The sequence below is a fragment of the Streptococcus sp. GS001 genome (assembly GCF_021595565.1).
Classification (GTDB): domain Bacteria; phylum Bacillota; class Bacilli; order Lactobacillales; family Streptococcaceae; genus Streptococcus; species Streptococcus xiaochunlingii.
The window spans coordinates 96,265-114,100 of record NZ_JACSYJ010000003.1 but is presented as its reverse complement, the minus strand read 5'-3'; the positions used below and the strand labels follow the sequence as shown (position 1 = coordinate 114,100).

General features: G+C 41.7%; 19 protein-coding genes. 13 read left to right on the top strand and 6 right to left on the bottom strand.

Annotation, left to right across the window (positions count from 1 at the left end; genetic code table 11):
• Positions 1–105: 105 nt before the first annotated feature.
• Positions 106–549 (top strand): D-aminoacyl-tRNA deacylase, encoded by a 444-nt coding sequence (gene dtd / locus H8S88_RS07335; protein ID WP_023027608.1) that lies wholly within the window; start codon positions 106–108, stop codon positions 547–549.
• Positions 550–842: 293 nt separating this feature from the next.
• On the opposite strand, the gene H8S88_RS07330 is transcribed toward dtd, so the two are convergent.
• On the bottom strand, positions 843–1,496 hold the full coding sequence (locus H8S88_RS07330) for a metal-dependent transcriptional regulator (protein ID WP_023027609.1): 654 nt from the start codon (positions 1,494–1,496) through the stop codon (positions 843–845).
• Positions 1,497–1,636: 140 nt separating this feature from the next.
• Here H8S88_RS07330 and H8S88_RS07325 point away from each other — a divergent pair, with 140 nt between their 5' ends.
• Positions 1,637–2,662, top strand: a complete 1,026-nt coding sequence (locus H8S88_RS07325; RefSeq protein WP_236128216.1) for a DUF3114 domain-containing protein — start codon at positions 1,637–1,639, stop codon at positions 2,660–2,662.
• A gap of 105 nt (positions 2,663–2,767) precedes the next feature.
• Here the strand turns inward: H8S88_RS07325 and tpx are convergent, their stop codons facing one another.
• The 4 genes from tpx to H8S88_RS07305 form a co-directional block, all read right to left on the bottom strand.
• A complete protein-coding gene (gene tpx / locus H8S88_RS07320) occupies positions 2,768–3,262 on the bottom strand; it encodes a thiol peroxidase (protein ID WP_023027611.1) in 495 nt (164 codons plus the stop codon).
• Between the two features lie 87 nt (positions 3,263–3,349).
• Positions 3,350–4,282: a metal ABC transporter substrate-binding protein gene (locus tag H8S88_RS07315; RefSeq protein WP_048691608.1), complete on the bottom strand. Its 933-nt coding sequence runs from the start codon at positions 4,280–4,282 to the stop codon at positions 3,350–3,352.
• 11 nt (positions 4,283–4,293) lie between these two features.
• A complete protein-coding gene (locus H8S88_RS07310; RefSeq protein ID WP_120701320.1) occupies positions 4,294–5,136 on the bottom strand; it encodes a metal ABC transporter permease in 843 nt (280 codons plus the stop codon).
• Positions 5,133–5,855: a metal ABC transporter ATP-binding protein gene (locus tag H8S88_RS07305; protein ID WP_048691612.1), complete on the bottom strand. Its 723-nt coding sequence runs from the start codon at positions 5,853–5,855 to the stop codon at positions 5,133–5,135. Before H8S88_RS07305 ends, H8S88_RS07310 begins: the two co-directional genes overlap by 4 nt.
• 148 nt (positions 5,856–6,003) lie before the next feature.
• Between H8S88_RS07305 and H8S88_RS07300 the strand changes: the two genes are divergently transcribed.
• On the top strand, positions 6,004–7,899 hold the full coding sequence (locus tag H8S88_RS07300; RefSeq protein WP_125335729.1) for a M13 family metallopeptidase: 1,896 nt from the start codon (positions 6,004–6,006) through the stop codon (positions 7,897–7,899).
• Between the two features lie 167 nt (positions 7,900–8,066).
• On the opposite strand, the gene H8S88_RS07295 is transcribed toward H8S88_RS07300, so the two are convergent.
• Complete coding sequence (locus tag H8S88_RS07295; protein WP_048691616.1) at positions 8,067–8,843, bottom strand: glycyl-radical enzyme activating protein; 777 nt, start codon at positions 8,841–8,843, stop codon at positions 8,067–8,069.
• Positions 8,844–8,973: 130 nt separating this feature from the next.
• On the opposite strand from H8S88_RS07295, the gene H8S88_RS07290 reads away from it, so the two are divergent.
• From H8S88_RS07290 to H8S88_RS07245, 10 genes are all read left to right on the top strand, one after another.
• Complete coding sequence (locus tag H8S88_RS07290) at positions 8,974–9,717, top strand: DeoR/GlpR family DNA-binding transcription regulator (RefSeq protein WP_048717589.1); 744 nt, start codon at positions 8,974–8,976, stop codon at positions 9,715–9,717.
• 14 nt (positions 9,718–9,731) lie between these two features.
• Entirely contained in the window at positions 9,732–10,703 is a 972-nt protein-coding gene (locus H8S88_RS07285) for a sugar-binding transcriptional regulator (protein WP_006595063.1), read from the top strand.
• Between the two features lie 165 nt (positions 10,704–10,868).
• Positions 10,869–11,192, top strand: coding sequence for a PTS lactose/cellobiose transporter subunit IIA (locus tag H8S88_RS07280; protein WP_048691622.1), 324 nt, complete (start codon positions 10,869–10,871; stop codon positions 11,190–11,192).
• Positions 11,193–11,205: 13 nt separating this feature from the next.
• Positions 11,206–11,514, top strand: coding sequence for a PTS sugar transporter subunit IIB (locus H8S88_RS07275; RefSeq protein WP_013904534.1), 309 nt, complete (start codon positions 11,206–11,208; stop codon positions 11,512–11,514).
• Between the two features lie 11 nt (positions 11,515–11,525).
• Positions 11,526–12,827, top strand: coding sequence for a PTS sugar transporter subunit IIC (locus H8S88_RS07270; protein WP_048691625.1), 1,302 nt, complete (start codon positions 11,526–11,528; stop codon positions 12,825–12,827).
• Between the two features lie 141 nt (positions 12,828–12,968).
• The gene (locus H8S88_RS07265) at positions 12,969–15,407 is read left to right on the top strand and encodes a glycyl radical protein (protein ID WP_023027619.1); all 2,439 of its coding nucleotides are present in this window, start codon (positions 12,969–12,971) and stop codon (positions 15,405–15,407) included.
• A gap of 15 nt (positions 15,408–15,422) precedes the next feature.
• Positions 15,423–16,091: a fructose-6-phosphate aldolase gene (locus tag H8S88_RS07260; RefSeq protein ID WP_048717592.1), complete on the top strand. Its 669-nt coding sequence runs from the start codon at positions 15,423–15,425 to the stop codon at positions 16,089–16,091.
• 14 nt (positions 16,092–16,105) lie between these two features.
• Positions 16,106–17,197: a glycerol dehydrogenase gene (locus tag H8S88_RS07255; protein ID WP_048788743.1), complete on the top strand. Its 1,092-nt coding sequence runs from the start codon at positions 16,106–16,108 to the stop codon at positions 17,195–17,197.
• Between the two features lie 210 nt (positions 17,198–17,407).
• The gene (locus tag H8S88_RS07250; protein WP_125335735.1) at positions 17,408–17,548 is read left to right on the top strand and encodes a bacteriocin; all 141 of its coding nucleotides are present in this window, start codon (positions 17,408–17,410) and stop codon (positions 17,546–17,548) included.
• 61 nt (positions 17,549–17,609) lie between these two features.
• Positions 17,610–17,831, top strand: coding sequence for a hypothetical protein (locus tag H8S88_RS07245; RefSeq protein ID WP_048717596.1), 222 nt, complete (start codon positions 17,610–17,612; stop codon positions 17,829–17,831).
• Positions 17,832–17,836: the final 5 nt, after the last annotated feature.

The following is a 17,836-nucleotide window of genomic DNA, read 5'->3' as shown; positions in this document are numbered from 1 at the left end:
CCTTTGGTTTTCGGATAGTCTGCCTGCTTTTCATCGCCTTGTTTGAAGTCGATGTTCTTTGAAGCTTAGTGGTGAGCCCAATAGATTGTATAATAGGATAATAAGATGAAATTAGTAATTCAACGGGTCAAAAGGGCCTCGGTTTCTATTGATGGTCAAGTTTATAGTCAGATTCAAGAAGGACTTCTTCTCTTGGTGGGAGTGGGTCCGGATGATGACCAAAAGGACCTGGAATACGCAGTACGAAAGGTCACGCAAATGCGAATTTTCTCGGATGAAGAAGGGAAGATGAACTTATCTGTTAAGGATATTCAAGGAGAAATCCTCTCGATTTCTCAATTTACCCTCTTTGCCCAGACAAAAAAAGGCAATCGTCCAGCCTTTATTGGGGCAGCCAATCCAGAGATGGCTAGCCAGCTCTATGATGATTTTAATGATTTGTTAGAAAAGGAAGTCCCTGTCAAACGAGGGGTCTTCGCTGCAGATATGGCAATTGAACTCATCAATGATGGCCCAGTGACCATCATCCTCGATACGAAAAATCCATAAAAAAACAAGCCCTTGATTAAAAGGCATGTTTGAATGTAGACAAATTACTTTTTACTTAGGATAGCTGGATAATTTTTCAAAAAAATTCTTATATTACTCTGGATTGTCAAAGTAAATCCGAAACTTTCCGCTGTGAGAAAAATGCTTGAAACATTGTTGTTTCAAGCATTCGGGAGTTTTGAAACCTTAGGTTCAAAACTAAGTCATGGAACTTCGTAGAAGTTCGCTGACGTCCGTACTCACCTAAGGAAAGTTTCTAGGAATACTATTTCTTCAATCTGACATGCCCTTTATCAAAGGGCATGTTTTTCTATGTAAAGTTGTTGGGCAATCAGATGATTGATTTGGATGTCTTGGTCTTTGATCTGGAGATGATAGAGGCCGGTGTAATCATCATAGCCTTTGAAGAGAATGACATCTCCAATGGTCAGCTGGATCTGGTCTAAAAAATTCAGCAATTCAAAGCTATCCTGGACTCTTCGCAAACGATAGGTTCCCGGTTCGCTGACATCACTCAAACGGTCCTGGTAAGCCTCGATGAGAAGTTTTCCTTTGGGTGGAATGGTTCCTCCATGGGGGCAGGTTTTGGGAGTGTCTAACATCTGGTCAAGTTTATCGATAAAGCGGTCGGAGACAGTATGTTCGAGCACTTCAGCCTCTTCATGGACTTCTTCAGTCGTATAGCCCAGTTTTTTGAGCAAGAACACTTCAATCAAGCGGTGCTTGCGAAAGAGATCGGAAACCGTTTGGAGGCCGAGCTTGGTTAGCAGATAGCCGTGGGTCTTGTCCTTGATGAGGAGATTCTCCGAGATCATGCGTTTGACCATCTCAGTCACGGCTGGAGGCGAAACCTGCATCCGGGCCGCAATCTCTTTGTTACTAATTTTTTCATGTTGCGTGCCGATTTCATAGATGCACTTGAGGTAATCTTCTTTATTTGGTGTCATAGGGTCCTCTTTTCTTCGCTTCTTCTAGTATATCAAAAAAAGCGCGAAATGGCTTGGCCAGTGGATAGGAATTGTCTGGGAGGGAGAAAGATGATAGTATAGAAGCATAAACCGAGAACAATATGGAAAGGAGGGTGCAAATGCAGCGACAGGAATTGGAAAAACTGGGCTGGACGACCAGAGGTCTCAGCTACTTAGAAAAACAACTGCAGTCTTGCGAAGATGAAGCAACAAGGCAAGACTCTTACCGCTCTGTCTTCGTCTTTGCCAGTCCTCTTTTCCAAGAGATGTGGCAGAGAGAACTGCAAGGGTTGACGGAAGGCCGTGCCCAGGCCCTCTTAAGAGGGGTCATGCACCTCTGTCTCATGCCACGGGATTTATCGGGAACCTGTGAGGAGACTGCCTTCTTACTGAAGCGGTTCTGGCCAGATTGCCCGCCTCATTCGTCTTTTTGGTCCTCTTTTTCAAGAGTGGTCCAAGTAGCATTTGCTCAGGATCCATTGGCTAGCAAAGAGGGAGACCAGCTCTTAAAACGCCAGGTCCACCAGTTCCGCTATCTGCTCTCTGCCTATCAGACCCAGTGGATTCGGGAGCATTATGCCAAAACTGGACAGACGGATGAAGAGGCGCTACAAGCTTACTTGCAGGAGACAAAAAGAATTAAAATCGATGCTTATGCAGCGGCTCGTCTCCATAATAAGGTCTATGTGGATCAAGACGGCCAGCTCGCCTTCCCATCTCGTGCTCAGGCCCAGTTGAATTTTAAGGTCTTACTCAACTTCCATACAGAGTATATCCTGGATCAGGGTGGCCAGTTTCTCAATGAAGTGGATCCGAATCAGATTTCTGAAAATGGCATTGTCAATGGAGCCAGTTTCAACTATGGCTTAGCCAAGGGCCGGACCCATAAGGACTTGGATATTGATCCTGTTAAACTTTGGGATCCGCCATTTCGCAAGCAGGTTCTCTATCAGCAAGGTGTTCGCTATCTAGCTCCGAAGAATGATCGCAGTATTGAAGGCTACTGGAGTCGGAAGGGAACCTTTGCACAAGGAGGCAAGAGCTATAAGCAACAAGTAGCAAAGCGCGTGCGGAGTTTCCTCAGAGGCATCCCACGCTTACGCTGGCGGGTTCTCTTCCAGAATGGACTCCATCGGATTTTATAGTAGTCCTCTTTCGGATTGAAGAAAAAGGACACTTAGAAATTCTCTTAAGGAAAGTCTCTGAACGAATTTTATAGTAATGAAAAAGAGGTCGTAGACCTCTTTTTATTATCCAAGTGCTTTGACGGCTTCGATTGCAGCGTCGTAATTTGGTTCACTGTTGATGTTGTCGAGGTATTCAACGTAAGTGACCTTGTTGTCCGCATCTAGGACCAAGACAGCGCGTGCGAGCAAATGCCATTCATTGATCAAGAGGCCGTAGGCTTTCCCGAAGGAATGGTCGAAGTAGTCTGAGAGCATGATGGCATTTTCGATCCCTTCAGCAGCACACCATTTACCTTGAGCGAAAGGAAGGTCGACGGAAACCGTCAAGACCACAGTGTCCTCCATGTCAGAGAGGGCCTGGTTGAAGTGACGTGTTTGGGTGGAACAGATACCTGTGTCAATAGATGGGATCACGCTGAGGACTTTTTTCTTCCCAGCAAAATCAGCCAAAGATTTTTTCTCTAAGTTTGGTGTAGTCAGTGAAAAGTCATGAGCAGTATCGCCAACTTGAAGTTGAGATCCGGTAAAGGTAACAGGGTTTCCTAAAAATGTTGTCATAGCAAAGACTCCTTTTTTCTTTTCATTGTACATTAATGAAGGGGGAAGAGCCACTGATTTGTTTGAGAATCTAATCAGTTTGGAATCTTATTTGTTCAAACCTTCTGCGATTTTCTCCAAATTCCATTTCATCATGCTGTAGTAGCTGTCGCCTTCTTCGCCTTCTTTGGCGATCGAGTCAGTAAAGATCTTTGCAAAGATAGGGATATTGCTATCCTTAGACACAGTTTTCATAGGACGCTCATCGACACTGGATTCGACAAAGAGGGACGGTACTTTGGTTTGACGCAATTTCTCTAGCAGCGTTTTGATTTGTTCAGGTGTCCCTTCTTCTTCAGTGTTGATTTCCCAGATATAGGCAGATGGGACGCCGTAGGCTTTGGAGAAGTACTTGAAGCAACCCTCACTGGTTACGATCATCTTCTTCTCTGCTGGGATGTTATTGAATGCTTGCTTGGCTTCTTGATCCAGCTTGCTCAGTTTTTCAGTATAGGCTGCTAGATTTTTTTCGTAGAAGTCCTTATTTTTTGGATCTTTGGCGATCAATTGTTTAGCAATGTTTTTAGCATAGATGATCCCGTTTTCGAGATTGAGCCAAGCGTGAGGGTCTTCTTTTCCAGCTTGGTTTTGGCCTTCTAGGTAGATGACCTCTACGCCATCGCTGGCAGCGAAATAGTCCTTGTTTTCTACTTTATTAGCATTTTTGACCAACTTGGTAAACCAAGCATTGCCACCCGTTTCGAGGTTGATGCCGTTGTAGAAGATGAGGTCTGCTTGTGAAGTTTTTTTGACATCTTCTGGGAGTGGTTCGTATTCATGGGGATCTTGGCCGACAGGGACAATACTGTGTAGCTCGATTTTATCCCCCGCGATATTTTTGGTGATATCTGCGAGGATGGAGTTGGTGGTGACCACCTTCAATTTATCAGATGAGGACTTGGAAGAAGAGCCTTTGCTACAGGCCATAAGGCCGAATAAGAGCGCCACAAAGAGGGCAAGGACAGAAGCGATTTTTTTCATGTGTTTCTCCTTTAATGAGGTGAAAGAGCGTGCTTATTCTTTCTCTGCTTAGGAGCGATAAAGAAGCTGATGAGAAAGAAGATGGCAGAAGTGAGGACGATACAAGACCCAACGGCGATGTTAAAGCTGTAGCCAATAAAGAGTCCCAGGATGGATGCAAGAGCACCTAATCCGGATGAAAGGAGCATCATGGACCAGAGGCTATTGGCATAGAGATAGGCTGTCGCAGCGGGTGTGATGAGCATGGCAACGATGAGAATGGTCCCGACACTCTGCATAGCAGTGACAGAAACCAAGGTCAAGAGCACCATGAGAAGGTAGTGATAGACCTTGACCCGGACGCCCATGGACTGAGCCAGAACGGGGTCAAAAGATGTGAGCAGTAAGGGTCGAAAGAGCAGGCAAATCACCAGCAAGACCGCCACCCCAATACCGATGGTCATCCACATATCCTGGTCTTGCACGGCCAAGATATTCCCAAAGAGGATGTGGAAAAGGTCGGTGGAACTTTTAGCGATTCCAATCAGAATGACTCCTAAGGCGAGGAAAGAAGAAAAGGTAATCCCAATTGCAGTGTCGCTCTTGATGATGGAGTTGCTCTTGATATAGGTGATGAGGATGGAAGCTAAAAGTCCAAAGGTAATGGCGCCAATAAAGAAATTGATGCCCAGGATAAAGGAAAGGGCCACACCTGGAAGGACCGCGTGTGAGATGGCATCTCCCATGAGAGACATGCCTCGCAAAATGATGAAACATCCGACTGCACCAGCGACGATCCCGATGGCAATAGCTGTAATGAGAGCGTTTTGGAGGAAATGAAATTGTTGTAATCCATCGATAAATTCTGCAATCATCTGATTTCACCTCCTATAAAAAGTTCATGACCGTAGGCTGCGTGAAGATTCTCTTTGGTAAAGGTTTCCTCTGTTTTCCCAAAAGCAATCAGTTTGCGATGAAGGAGCAGGATCTGGTCAAAATAAGCTGGGACCTTGCTCAGATCGTGATGGACAATCAGGATGGTCTTGCCTTCCTTTTTCAAGGTTTGGAGTGTCTGCATGATGATGTCTTCGCTAACAGAGTCAATCCCAGCAAAGGGCTCATCCAAGAAGATGACCTCTGCTTCTTGAACCAAGCAGCGGGCGATCAGAACCCTTTGGAATTGCCCTCCTGAAAGCTGGCCAATCTGGCGATCTGCTAGATCAAGAAGATTGACAAGTTTCAAGGCATTTTCTACTTTTTGGAGATCCTCTTTGCTTTTTCTCTTGAAGATAGAAAGATGGGGATAGAGCCCCAGCGAGACACACTCCCGCACCGTGATGGGGAAGTGGAAATCAATAGCGGATTTCTGTTCGACGTAGGCCACTCGTTGAAGAACTTGGCCGAGGTCTTTTTGATCGAGCTGGACCTTTCCCGAATGAGGGAGAAGTCCTAGCATGGCCTTGATCAGGGTTGATTTTCCAGCTCCGTTGGGTCCAAGAATGCCTAGGATGGTTGGACCCTGGATGGTGAGGGAAAGATCCTCCAAGGCCAGTGTTTGCTGGTAAGCAACACTTAGATGTTCAATTTGAATCATGATTTTTCTCCTTTACCATTAATATACATGAATGAAAAAATTAAGTCAAGTTAATTTTAAAAATAATTTAGATTAACTCGCTTGTAATCATTGAAAAATAGACCTATTTTTGATAAGGTTAATAGAAAAGAATGAAAGTGAGAAGATCATGGTACGTTTACAAGATGATTTTTATGATTACGTCAATGGGGAATGGGCTGAGACAGCTGTTATTCCTGATGACAAACCGTCAACTGGTGGTTTTATGGACTTGATCCAAGATATCGAAAACTTGATGTTGGATATTACCGGAAAATGGCAACGGGGAGAAGAATTGCCTGAAGACAGCATTCTGCAAAACTTTGTCAAATACCACAAAATGGTGGCAGATTTTGATGCGCGGGAAGCAGCTGGTGTAGCAACAGTCATGCCCTTGATCAATGAAATTAAGGCTCTGTCTTCTTTTGAAGACTATACCAGCAAGTTGGGGACCTATGAACTAGCTGGTAAACCAAATCTCATGCCATTTAGCGTGTCACCAGACTTTATGAATGCTCAAATGAATGTCTTGTGGGGAGAGTCTCTTGCTCTCATCTTGCCAGATACGACCTACTATGAAGAAGGAAACGAAAAAGGACCAGAATTGCTGGCTATCTGGCGCCAAATGATGGAAAAACTCTTGCCAAAATTTGATTTCTCAGAGGAAGAAATCAAAGATATCCTGGATAAGGTCATTGCAGCGGACGCAGAATTAGCCAAATATGTCTTGTCAAATGAAGAAAGATCAGAGTACAACAAACTCTACCATCCTTATGAGTGGGCAGATTTCAAGGCCTTGGTTCCAGAATTGCCACTCGATGCCTTCTTTACTGAAGTGATCGGACAAACACCAGATAAAATCATCGTGCCAGAAGAGCGTTTCTGGAAAGAATTTGCACCAAAATACTACTCGGCAGCCAACTGGGAAACCATTCATGCCAAATTGAAACTCGGTGCAGCCTTAGATTGGACGTCTTTCTTGACCGAAGAAATCCGTGTCTTGTCTGGTGAATATGGACGGATCATCACGGGGATTCCAGAACCTCGTCCAAAAGAAAAAGCCGCTTTGGCCTTGGCAGAAGGACCTTATAGCCAAGCGCTTGGACTCTGGTATGCGGGAGAAAAATTCTCACCAGAAGCAAAAGCAGACGTAGAGCATAAAGTAGCGACCATGATTGACGTCTACAAGGAGCGCTTAGAAAAAGCAGACTGGCTCGCTCCTGAAACTCGTGAAAAAGCCATTGTCAAACTCAATGTCATTACACCGCATATTGGCTACCCTGAAAAATTACCAGAAACATACGCCAAAAAGATTATCGACGAGAGCAAGACCTTGGTGGAAAATGCTCAAGCTCTCTATGAAATTTCCATTGCCCATACTTGGAGCAAGTGGAACCAACCAGTCGATCGGAGCGAATGGCACATGCCAGCTAATATGGTCAATGCTTACTATGATCCGCAACAAAACCAAATCGTCTTCCCAGCAGCGATTTTACAAGCACCTTTCTATGACCTTCACCAATCATCATCAGCCAACTACGGCGGAATCGGTGCGGTCATTGCCCATGAAATCTCCCACGCCTTTGACACCAATGGAGCCTCCTTTGACGAGCACGGTAGCTTGAAAGACTGGTGGAAGCCAGAAGATTACGAAGCCTTTACCGCTCGTACTCAAAAAGTCATCGATCAGTTTGAAGGACAAGACTCATACGGTGCCAAGATCAACGGGAAATTGACCGTTTCTGAAAACGTAGCAGACCTCGGTGGTATCGCTGCAGCTCTTGAAGCCGCTAAGAAAGAGGAAGATTTCTCAGCAGAAGAATTCTTCACCAACTTTGCTCGCATCTGGCGCATGAAAGCCCGAACAGAGTACATGCAACTCCTCGCAAGTGTCGATGTCCACGCACCAGGAAAACTCCGCACCAATGTCCAATTACCAAACTTTGACGAATTCTTTGAAACCTTTGATGTCAAAGAAGGCGACGGCATGTGGCGCGCACCAGAAGACCGTGTGATTATTTGGTAAATTAAGATACTAAGCCCGTAAAAAAAGCGAGAAGAAAATAGGATATTGACCATGTGGGCCATGCTCACCAGGCAATCTCTCTTTTTCTCGATGCTCGTGAAAGAATAAGAAATCCCCAAAGCCAAGTTTCAGTAAATTGAAACTAGCTTTGGGGATTTTTGAGTGGATTAGAAATAACAGTGAATGTCATGATCTAAAAAAACTTGCTGGTAGTCATATAAATCTTCTGGATGCAGGGCTTTTATTCCTTCCATTTCATAGCGACGTCCTAAAAGCTTGTATTTGTTTTCTCCAAACTGGTGAAATGGGAGCAGTTGTACTTCATCGATGTTGAGAGAATTAAAAAGGGAAGCAAATTCTTCAGCATCAGTTAAAGAGTCATTGAAATTAGGAATGACTGGAATACGTAAAACGATTGTTTTGTTTTGAGCAAAGGCATAATGAATATTTTTAATAATCAGATGATTGTTGACTCCGACAACCTTCTTATGTTTAAGTGTATTGTAATGTTTAAGGTCTGTATAAATAAAATCAACATACTGAATGAGATCGACAAATTTCTCATGTTCAACAAAAGCTGTCGTTTCGATTGCAGTATGAAGTCCAACTTCTTTCGCAGCTTTTAAGATTGCTTTGGCAAATTCAAATTGAGCGAAGATTTCTCCACCAGACAGGGTAAGGCCACCACCAGATTCTTCGTAGAAGTCAACGTCTTTTAAGACATCATCTATGATTTCTGTAACTGTTTTTTCTTCTCCTGTGATGGTTTCCTTTTTAGTAACAGCATCCAACATTTTTTCAGGATTTGCACGCTGGGATTCAGGATTGGAGCACCATGGACAACGTAGGGGACATCCTTTTAGAAATACAGTAGTTCGGATTCCAGGGCCATCATGGATACTAAAGTGTTGGATATTAAAGATTATGCCACGATTTTGTTCCATATTTTTGCTCTCCTATCAATCTAGTAAGTCCATTATACATTATTTAAGAAACTAATTCAATTACGAACGAAAGTTTATTTTGTTTTGAATTCACTCGAAAATTTGCTAAAATAGAGAAGAGGTAAAAACAATGCAACGTTTAGATGAAATATTGAAATTAGTATCGGAATTTGAAAAGATTGATGTTAATAGCTTGTCTGAGAAATTACAAGTCTCTAAAGTGACCATTCGAAAGGATTTGGACAAGCTAGAATCCAAAGGATTATTGCATAGAGAACACGGCTATGCTGTTTTAAATAGTGGAGATGATATCAATGTTCGATTGTCCTTTCAATATGATACCAAGAAAAGAATAGCCAGGGAAGCTGCTAAATTAATTAAGGATAACGACACGGTTTTGATTGAATCGGGCTCTACTTGTGCCTTGCTAGCGGAAGAAATTTGCCAAACAAAAAAGAATGTCAAGATTGTGACAAATTCTTATTTTATTGCAGATTATATTCAGGAATATGATTCTTGTAAAATCATCCTACTTGGTGGTGAATTTCAAAAAGAATCGAGAGTGACTGTAGGTCCGCTTTTGAAAGAATTAATCCGCTCGTTTAGAGTTCCCTTTGCTTTTGTAGGGGTTGACGGATATGATGATGAACTTGGCTTTACTGGGAAAGATATGATGAGAAGTGAAGTTGTTCAAGCTATGTCCGATGTTTCTAAGGAAGTGATTGTCTTAACAGATTCAAGTAAATTTGGGAAATGTGGAACCGTCAGACGATTTGCACTTTCACAAGTTTCGAGAGTCATAACAGATAAGAATATATCTCAAGAAGCGAAAGAAAAACTTGAGGATTCGCAAACGATTTTAACTTTAGTATAAGAAGGAGAAGCCAATTGAAAGATGAACGGAAAAAGTTACTTGCTAAATTAGCCTATCTATACTATGTTGAAGACAAAAGTCAATCGCAAATCGCAGCAGAAACTGGAATCTACCGTACAACTGTCAGCAGAATGCTAGCAGAGGCTAAAAAAGAGGGAGTTGTAAAAATTGAAATCGAAAACTTTGATACTCGCCTCTTCCATTTAGAAAATTATATCAAACAAAAATATGGCTTAAAAGCTATCGAGATTATACCGAATCTAGTTGATGAGCCTCGAGAAAGCCTTGAAAAGCGACTGGCGCAAGCAAGTGCGGTCATGCTTCGTAATTTGATTGAAGATGGAATGACAGTCGGATTTTCATGGGGCAAGTCTCTCAGATTAATGGTAGAACAAGTTGGAACGAAGCGTTTGGATGGTGTTCAATTTTATCCCCTAGCTGGAGGTCCAAGTCATATCCATGCCCGCTACCATGTCAATACACTAATCTACAGTATGGCGAGTAAATTTCATGGGGAATGTCATTTTATAAACGCGAGTGTCATTCAAGAAAATTCTGAGGTGACGGAAGGTATCTTATCTTCTAAGTATTTTGAGGATTTGAAAGCTAGTTGGCGTTGTTTGGATGTTGCGGCTGTGGGGATTGGTGGCTATGCAGATAGCAAGAATCCTCAGTGGTTTGATATGCTGACATCAAATGATTTTAGGAAATTGGAGTCAGAACATGCTGTAGGAGAAGTATGCTGTCGTTTCTTTGATCAAGAAGGTGTCCCCGTTTATCCTGAATTACAGGAAAGAACAATATCTATCACATTGGAGGAATTGAGAAAGGTACCAAACACCATCTCTTTAGCCTACGGTGATCAGAAAGCAAAAGCTATTTTATCGGTTTTGAAAGCCAACTATATCAATCATTTAGTCACAGATGAAGCGACGATCTTAAAAGTTTTAGAATTAGATGGTGATCAGCAATTTACTAAAAAATAGGACAGCAGAAATGCGGTCCTTATTTTTTTGAGCTGTATAGCACAAATGTGCAAAAAATAAAAACAACAATCAAATGTTGCGATTTTATTGACCGGCAAAAATATAAATGGTATATTGACAATAGAAAAAGCGCTTTCAGTAGATTGACAAAGGAGTGTAGTGCACATGGAAATAATTGTTGCAGACCAAATTATTATGGGATTGATTTTAAATGCGGGTGATGCTAAACAGCATATTTACCAAGCTTTATCATATGCTAAGGAGGGCGATTTTACATCTTCTGAAGGCGAAATTGCAAAAGCAGATGCAGCATTGCTAGAAGCGCATAACCTGCAAACACAATTTTTAGCCCAGGAAGCAGGTGGGACAAAGACAGATATTACAGCTCTGTTTGTGCACTCACAAGATCACTTAATGACTTCAATCACAGAGATTAACTTGATTAAAGAAATGATTGACTTACGTAAAGAACTTTCAGCGAAACAATAAGGAGGAAAAGAAGATGAAAATTGGATTGTTTTGTGCAGCAGGATTTTCAACAGGAATGTTGGTAAATAATATGAAGGTGGCGGCTAAGGAATTAGGGATTGATGCTGAAATCGATGCCTATTCTCAAGCGAAATTAGCAGATTTTGCCCCAGAAATCGATGTTGCATTGTTGGGCCCTCAAGTAGCTTATACTTTGGATAAATCAAAAGCGATTTGTGAGGCAAACCATATTCCTATTGCTGTCATCCCTATGGCAGATTATGGGATGTTGGATGGTAAGAAAGTACTAAATCTAGCTCTAGAATTGCTAGGAGAAAAATAAGGAGGCTTCCCATGTCTAATTTTAATTCTCAGAAAATTATCGCTCCAATCATGCGTTTTGTAAACATGAAAGGAATTATTGCTCTTAAAGATGGGATGTTGGCGATCCTTCCATTAACGGTAGTTGGTAGTTTGTTTCTGATTATTGGGCAATTACCATTTGAAGGTCTTAATCAGGCTATTGCTAGTGTATTTGGTGATACATGGACAGAGCCATTTATGCAGGTTTATTCAGGAACATTCGCCATCATGGGATTAATTTCTTGCTTCTCCATTGGTTATTCATATGCTAAAAACAGTGGAGTAGAACCTTTGCCAGCGGGAGTTCTGTCCCTATCTTCATTCTTTATCTTGTTAAAATCTTCTTATGTACCAGCTAAGGGAGAACCGATTGGCGATGCCATTGCAAAAGTATGGTTTGGTGGTCAAGGGATTATCGGTGCTATTATTATTGGTCTGGTAGTTGGTGCGATTTATACTGTGTTTATCCAAAGACACATTGTTATTAAAATGCCAGAACAAGTACCTCAAGCCATTGCCAAACAATTTGAAGCGATGATTCCTGCTTTCGTGATTTTCTTACTATCAATGATTGTCTATATCGTATCAAAAGTAGTGACAAGTGGCGGTACCTTCATTGAAATGATTTATGATGTCATTCAGGTTCCTTTACAAGGTCTAACAGGATCCCTTTATGGAGCGATTGGAATTGCCTTCTTTATTTCGTTCTTGTGGTGGTTTGGTGTGCACGGACAATCAGTTGTCAATGGTGTAGTAACAGCCTTACTACTTTCTAACCTGGATGCCAATAAATCAATGTTGGCAGCTGGGAAGCTATCCGTTGAAAATGGTGCCCACATTGTAACCCAACAATTCCTAGATAGTTTCCTTATTTTGTCTGGATCAGGTATAACCTTTGGTTTGGTTATTGCTATGTTATTTGCTGCTAAGTCAAAACAATATAAGGCACTTGGGAAAGTTGCAGCTTTTCCTGCAATCTTCAATGTTAATGAACCCGTCGTATTTGGCTTCCCAATTGTAATGAACCCAGTGATGTTCCTTCCATTTATTATCGTTCCAATTTTAGCAGCGATAATTGTTTATACTTCAATTGCTATTGGGTTCATGCATCCATTCTCAGGTGTGACCCTTCCTTGGAGTACACCAGCCATTATTTCTGGATTTATGGTTGGAGGTTGGCAAGGTGCTTTCGTTCAAGTGCTGGTTCTTGCAACCTCGACTGTCGTATATTTCCCATTCTTCAAATTCCAAGATAATCTTGCCTATAACAACGAATTACAAGCTGAAAAATAGTGCGTTTATTAGGAATGCACAGATGTGCGACTAGAATAGAATTTATAGGTATTATCCATAATTCATTGAAATTCGTAAAATTTAATGCTACTATAGTTACGAAAGAAAACAAAATAATTTCAAAAGAAAGGTTTTGAAAAAATGAAACAAGTAGAAGTAGCAAGTACAAGCATTAAAACAGAATATTTTGGAAGCCTCACTGAACGCATGAATAAGTATCGTGAAGATGTCTTAAACAAGAAGCCTTATATCGACGCTGAACGTGCCGTTCTTGCAACTAAGGCATATGATCGTTATAAGGAACAACCAAATGTTCTTAAACGTGCCTATATGTTGAAAGAGATTCTTGAAAATATGACAATCTATATTGAGGATGAATCCATGATTGCTGGAAATCAGGCATCCTCTAATAAAGATGCTCCGATCTTCCCAGAATATACTTTAGAGTTCGTTCTGAAGGAATTGGATCTTTTTGAAAAGCGGGATGGTGACGTCTTCTATATTACGGAAGAAACGAAAGAGCAGCTCCGTAGTATCGCACCGTTCTGGGAAAATAATAACTTACGTGCAAGAGCTGGAGCTCTTCTACCTGAAGAAGTATCTGTCTATATGGAAACAGGATTCTTCGGTATGGAAGGGAAGATGAATTCAGGAGATGCCCACTTAGCAGTCAATTATCAAAAATTATTGCAATATGGCTTGAAAGGTTTTGAAGAAAGAGCTCGCCAAGCTAAAGCAGCACTAGATCTAACGGATCCAGCTAGCATTGATAAGTACCATTTTTACGATTCTATCTTTATCGTAGTTGATGCTGTTAAGACCTATGCTCAACGATTTGTGGAACTTGCTAAACAACTTGCTGAAACAGCAACTCCTGAACGTAAGAAGGAATTGCTTGAAATTGCAGAGATTTGCTCAAAAGTTCCATACGAGCCTGCAAGTACATTTGCAGAGGCTGTTCAGTCCGTTTGGTTTATCCAATGTATTCTTCAGATTGAATCAAATGGACACTCACTTTCATATGGCCGTTTTGACCAATATATGTATCCATACGTTAAAGCTGATTTGGAAAGTGGACGGGAAACTGAAGAGAGTATTGTTGAACGCTTGACCAACCTTTGGATTAAGACTATTACAATTAACAAAGTACGTAGTCAAGCACATACCTTCTCATCTGCAGGTAGTCCGCTATATCAAAACGTTACGATTGGTGGTCAAACGCGTGATAAGAAAGATGCCGTTAACCCATTGTCTTATTTAGTGTTGAAGTCTGTTGCTCAAACTCACCTTCCTCAACCAAACTTAACTGTTCGTTACCATGCTGGTTTGGATGCCCGCTTCATGAACGAATGTATTGAAGTTATGAAGCTCGGATTCGGTATGCCTGCTTTCAATAATGATGAGATCATTATTCCATCCTTTATTTCAAAAGGTGTTCTTGAAGAAGATGCTTATGATTACAGTGCAATTGGTTGTGTAGAAACAGCTGTTCCAGGTAAATGGGGCTATCGCTGTACAGGTATGAGTTATATGAACTTCCCTAAAGTTTTGCTCATCACGATGAATGATGGAATCGATCCTGCTTCTGGCAAGCGCTTTGCACCAAGCTTCGGCCATTTTAAAGATATGAAGAGCTTCGATGAATTGCAGACTGCTTGGGACAAGACTTTGCGTCACTTAACCCGCATGAGTGTGATCGTAGAAAACTCGATCGACCTATCTCTTGAAAGAGAAGTGCCAGATATCCTCTGTTCAGCTTTGACAGATGACTGTATTGGACGTGGAAAACACCTAAAAGAAGGTGGAGCTGTCTACGATTATATTTCTGGTCTACAAGTGGGTATTGCAAACTTATCCGATTCACTTGCAGCAATCAAGAAACTGGTATTCGAAGAAGGACGCTTAACGCCACAAGAGCTATGGCATGCTCTGGAAACCGATTACGAGGGCGAACGTGGAAAAGAAATCCAAGAGATGCTTATCCATGATGCGCCGAAGTATGGAAACGATGATGACTATGCAGACAGCTTAGTTCGAGAAGCATACGATATTTATGTGGATGAAATTGCTAAATATCCAAATACTCGCTATGGACGTGGGCCAATCGGTGGTATCCGTTACTCAGGTACATCTTCTATTTCAGCCAATGTAGGACAAGGTCGTGGAACATTAGCTACTCCGGACGGTCGTAATGCTGGAACTCCACTAGCAGAAGGATGCTCTCCATCCCACAATATGGACCAACATGGCCCAACATCTGTTCTAAAATCTGTTTCTAAATTGCCAACAGATGAAATTGTTGGTGGTGTTTTACTGAACCAAAAAGTAAACCCACAAACTTTAGCCAAAGAAGAAGATAAATTAAAACTTATTGCTTTACTCCGTACGTTCTTTAATCGTCTACATGGATACCATATTCAATACAATGTGGTTTCTAGAGAAACGTTGTTAGATGCTCAAAAACATCCGGAAAAACACCGTGACTTAATTGTACGTGTTGCAGGCTACTCAGCTTTCTTCAATGTACTATCAAGAGCTACACAAGATGATATTATTGGACGGACAGAGCATACTCTATAGTAAAGAGGTATGTATATGGAATTTATGCTTGATACTTTAAATTTAGATGAGATAAAAAAATGGGCACGAGTGTTACCCCTTGCTGGGGTAACTTCGAACCCAACAATTGCTAAAAAAGAAGGGGACATTGATTTTTTTGATCGTATCCATAAGGTGCGAGAAATCATTGGGGGCTCTCCTTCCATCCATGTTCAAGTTGTCGCAAAAGATTATGAAGGAATTTTGAAAGATGCGGCTAAAATTCGCGAACAATGCGATGAAAACACCTATATTAAAGTCCCAGTAACACCTGAAGGACTTGCTGCAATTAAAGTGTTAAAAGCAGAGGGTTACAAAATTACTGCAACAGCAATCTATACTGTTTTTCAAGGGCTGTTAGCGATTGAGGCAGGAGCCGACTATTTAGCACCTTATTACAATCGTATGGAAAACTTAAACATTGATTCAGCTCAGGTTATTTCTCAGTTAGCGAGTGCCATAGAGCGTGATCATTCATCAAGCAAAATTCTAGCAGCTTCCTTTAAAAATGTGGCTCAAGTTAATCGAGCATTTAAAGAAGGAACACAAGCAATTACGGCAGGGGCAGATGTCTTTGAAGCAGCTTTTGGAATGCCTTCTATTGCAAAAGCAGTAGATGACTTCGAGGCAGATTGGTCAGCCGTTCATCATAAGAATACAATTTGATAAAGGAGGAGTGTATGAGAAATTTTGCAAGCCCATCTCGTTACATTCAAGGGGAAAATGCTTTATTTGAAAATGCAAAACCTATTTTAGAACTGGGGAGTCATCCTGTTTTACTCTGTGATTCAGTGGTCTATGATATCGTAGGGGAACGTTTTGAAAAGTATCTCCTTCGGTATGGCTTTACAGTCTTGCCAGTATTCTTCAATGGTGAAGCTTCTGATAATGAAATCAATCGTGTGGTCAGTCTGGCAGAAGAAAATGGCTGTGACTTAGTCATCGGACTTGGCGGAGGAAAGACCATCGATAGTGCAAAAGCCATTGCCGATCTTCTAAAATCACCAGTTGTCATTGCTCCGACCATTGCCTCTACAGATGCTCCGGTTTCAGCCTTGTCAGTTATCTACACGGATGAAGGTGCCTTTGCTCGCTATATCTTCTATTCTAAAAACCCAGAATTGGTCTTGGTGGATAGCAAAGTCATCTCTCAAGCACCAAAACGTTTGCTCGCTTCTGGTATCGCAGATGGCTTAGCGACTTGGGTTGAAGCGCGTGCGGTGATGCAAGCCAACGGAAAAACCATGCTAGGCAAACACCAAACTTTAGCTGGTGTCGCGATTGCGCAACGTTGTGAAGAAATCTTATTTGCAGACGGACTTCAAGCCATGGCTGCTTGTGAAGCCAAAGTGGTAACGCCTGCTCTTGAAAACATCATTGAAGCCAATACCCTTCTCAGTGGGATTGGATTTGAAAGTGGTGGCTTGGCAGCAGCTCACGCCATCCATAATGGCTTTACTGCCCTCACTGGAGACATTCACCATTTGACTCACGGTGAAAAAGTTGCTTATGGAACCTTGGTTCAATTGTTCTTGGAAAACCGTCCTAAAGAAGAATTGAATAAATACATTCGTTTCTATCAACAAATTGGCATGCCAACGACTCTGAAAGAAATGCATCTTGAAAATGCAAGCTACGAAGACCTTCTCAAGGTTGGCCAACAAGCCACCATCGAAGGAGAAACCATCCATCAAATGCCATTCAAGGTACAAGCCTCTGATATTGCCCAAGCCATTGTAGCAGTAGATGCTTATGTCAAGTCCTTAGGCTAATCAAAGAAATATAGAAACCATCGTCTGTTGGCGATGGTTTTTTTGATGATTGGACGTTTCGTTTGATTTGGAGGTGTATCCTTCTGAATGAATAGCTTTTCACTCCCACATAGCTGAAAAATGCAACCATATAGAAGGATCAAAGGCAAATGCTCCGATTTTTGATAGACTCAGGAGGTAGCGTTACAAATACAAATTGGAGGAAATGAAATGATAGAATGTAGTCAAAAAGAATTGGAACAAATTGTAGGAGGTGGGGGTTCTCGCCCAAATGTGATTCCAGGTCAGTCAGATAAGATTGAGATTGGACGTCCTGGCTTTGTGAAGCGACCACCGCTCGCTCGTATTTAAGACATGATAGCAATCTTGATCATGGTGTTTTGAAATCTAGATAGGAAGAATAGGAGAAAAAATGAAAATCTATACAGAAACAGAATTGACGACAAATGAACTCGAACAAACAGTAGGAGGGGTGATTACTCCAATCAGAAGCCCTGAACTAACGTATGGTGGCGGTGGTTGGGGAACCCCTGGAATTTACCCGGGTTGGGGAAATCAAGGAATGTCACCTTCAGGTGGCGGTTTTAGATGGCTGGAGCAAATTGCCCCAATATTTAGTAGAAAAAGAAAGTAAGATAG

Coding starts and splice junctions, on each gene's coding strand:
- dtd (WP_023027608.1), top strand. CDS start 106: ATGAAATTAGTAATTCAACGGGTCAAAAGGGCCTCGGTTTCTATTGAT.
- H8S88_RS07330 (WP_023027609.1), bottom strand. CDS start 1,496: ATGACACCAAATAAAGAAGATTACCTCAAGTGCATCTATGAAATCGGC.
- H8S88_RS07325 (WP_236128216.1), top strand. CDS start 1,637: ATGCAGCGACAGGAATTGGAAAAACTGGGCTGGACGACCAGAGGTCTC.
- tpx (WP_023027611.1), bottom strand. CDS start 3,262: ATGACAACATTTTTAGGAAACCCTGTTACCTTTACCGGATCTCAACTT.
- H8S88_RS07315 (WP_048691608.1), bottom strand. CDS start 4,282: ATGAAAAAAATCGCTTCTGTCCTTGCCCTCTTTGTGGCGCTCTTATTC.
- H8S88_RS07310 (WP_120701320.1), bottom strand. CDS start 5,136: ATGATTGCAGAATTTATCGATGGATTACAACAATTTCATTTCCTCCAA.
- H8S88_RS07305 (WP_048691612.1), bottom strand. CDS start 5,855: ATGATTCAAATTGAACATCTAAGTGTTGCTTACCAGCAAACACTGGCC.
- H8S88_RS07300 (WP_125335729.1), top strand. CDS start 6,004: ATGGTACGTTTACAAGATGATTTTTATGATTACGTCAATGGGGAATGG.
- H8S88_RS07295 (WP_048691616.1), bottom strand. CDS start 8,843: ATGGAACAAAATCGTGGCATAATCTTTAATATCCAACACTTTAGTATC.
- H8S88_RS07290 (WP_048717589.1), top strand. CDS start 8,974: ATGCAACGTTTAGATGAAATATTGAAATTAGTATCGGAATTTGAAAAG.
- H8S88_RS07280 (WP_048691622.1), top strand. CDS start 10,869: ATGGAAATAATTGTTGCAGACCAAATTATTATGGGATTGATTTTAAAT.
- H8S88_RS07275 (WP_013904534.1), top strand. CDS start 11,206: ATGAAAATTGGATTGTTTTGTGCAGCAGGATTTTCAACAGGAATGTTG.
- H8S88_RS07270 (WP_048691625.1), top strand. CDS start 11,526: ATGTCTAATTTTAATTCTCAGAAAATTATCGCTCCAATCATGCGTTTT.
- H8S88_RS07265 (WP_023027619.1), top strand. CDS start 12,969: ATGAAACAAGTAGAAGTAGCAAGTACAAGCATTAAAACAGAATATTTT.
- H8S88_RS07260 (WP_048717592.1), top strand. CDS start 15,423: ATGGAATTTATGCTTGATACTTTAAATTTAGATGAGATAAAAAAATGG.
- H8S88_RS07255 (WP_048788743.1), top strand. CDS start 16,106: ATGAGAAATTTTGCAAGCCCATCTCGTTACATTCAAGGGGAAAATGCT.
- H8S88_RS07250 (WP_125335735.1), top strand. CDS start 17,408: ATGATAGAATGTAGTCAAAAAGAATTGGAACAAATTGTAGGAGGTGGG.
- H8S88_RS07245 (WP_048717596.1), top strand. CDS start 17,610: ATGAAAATCTATACAGAAACAGAATTGACGACAAATGAACTCGAACAA.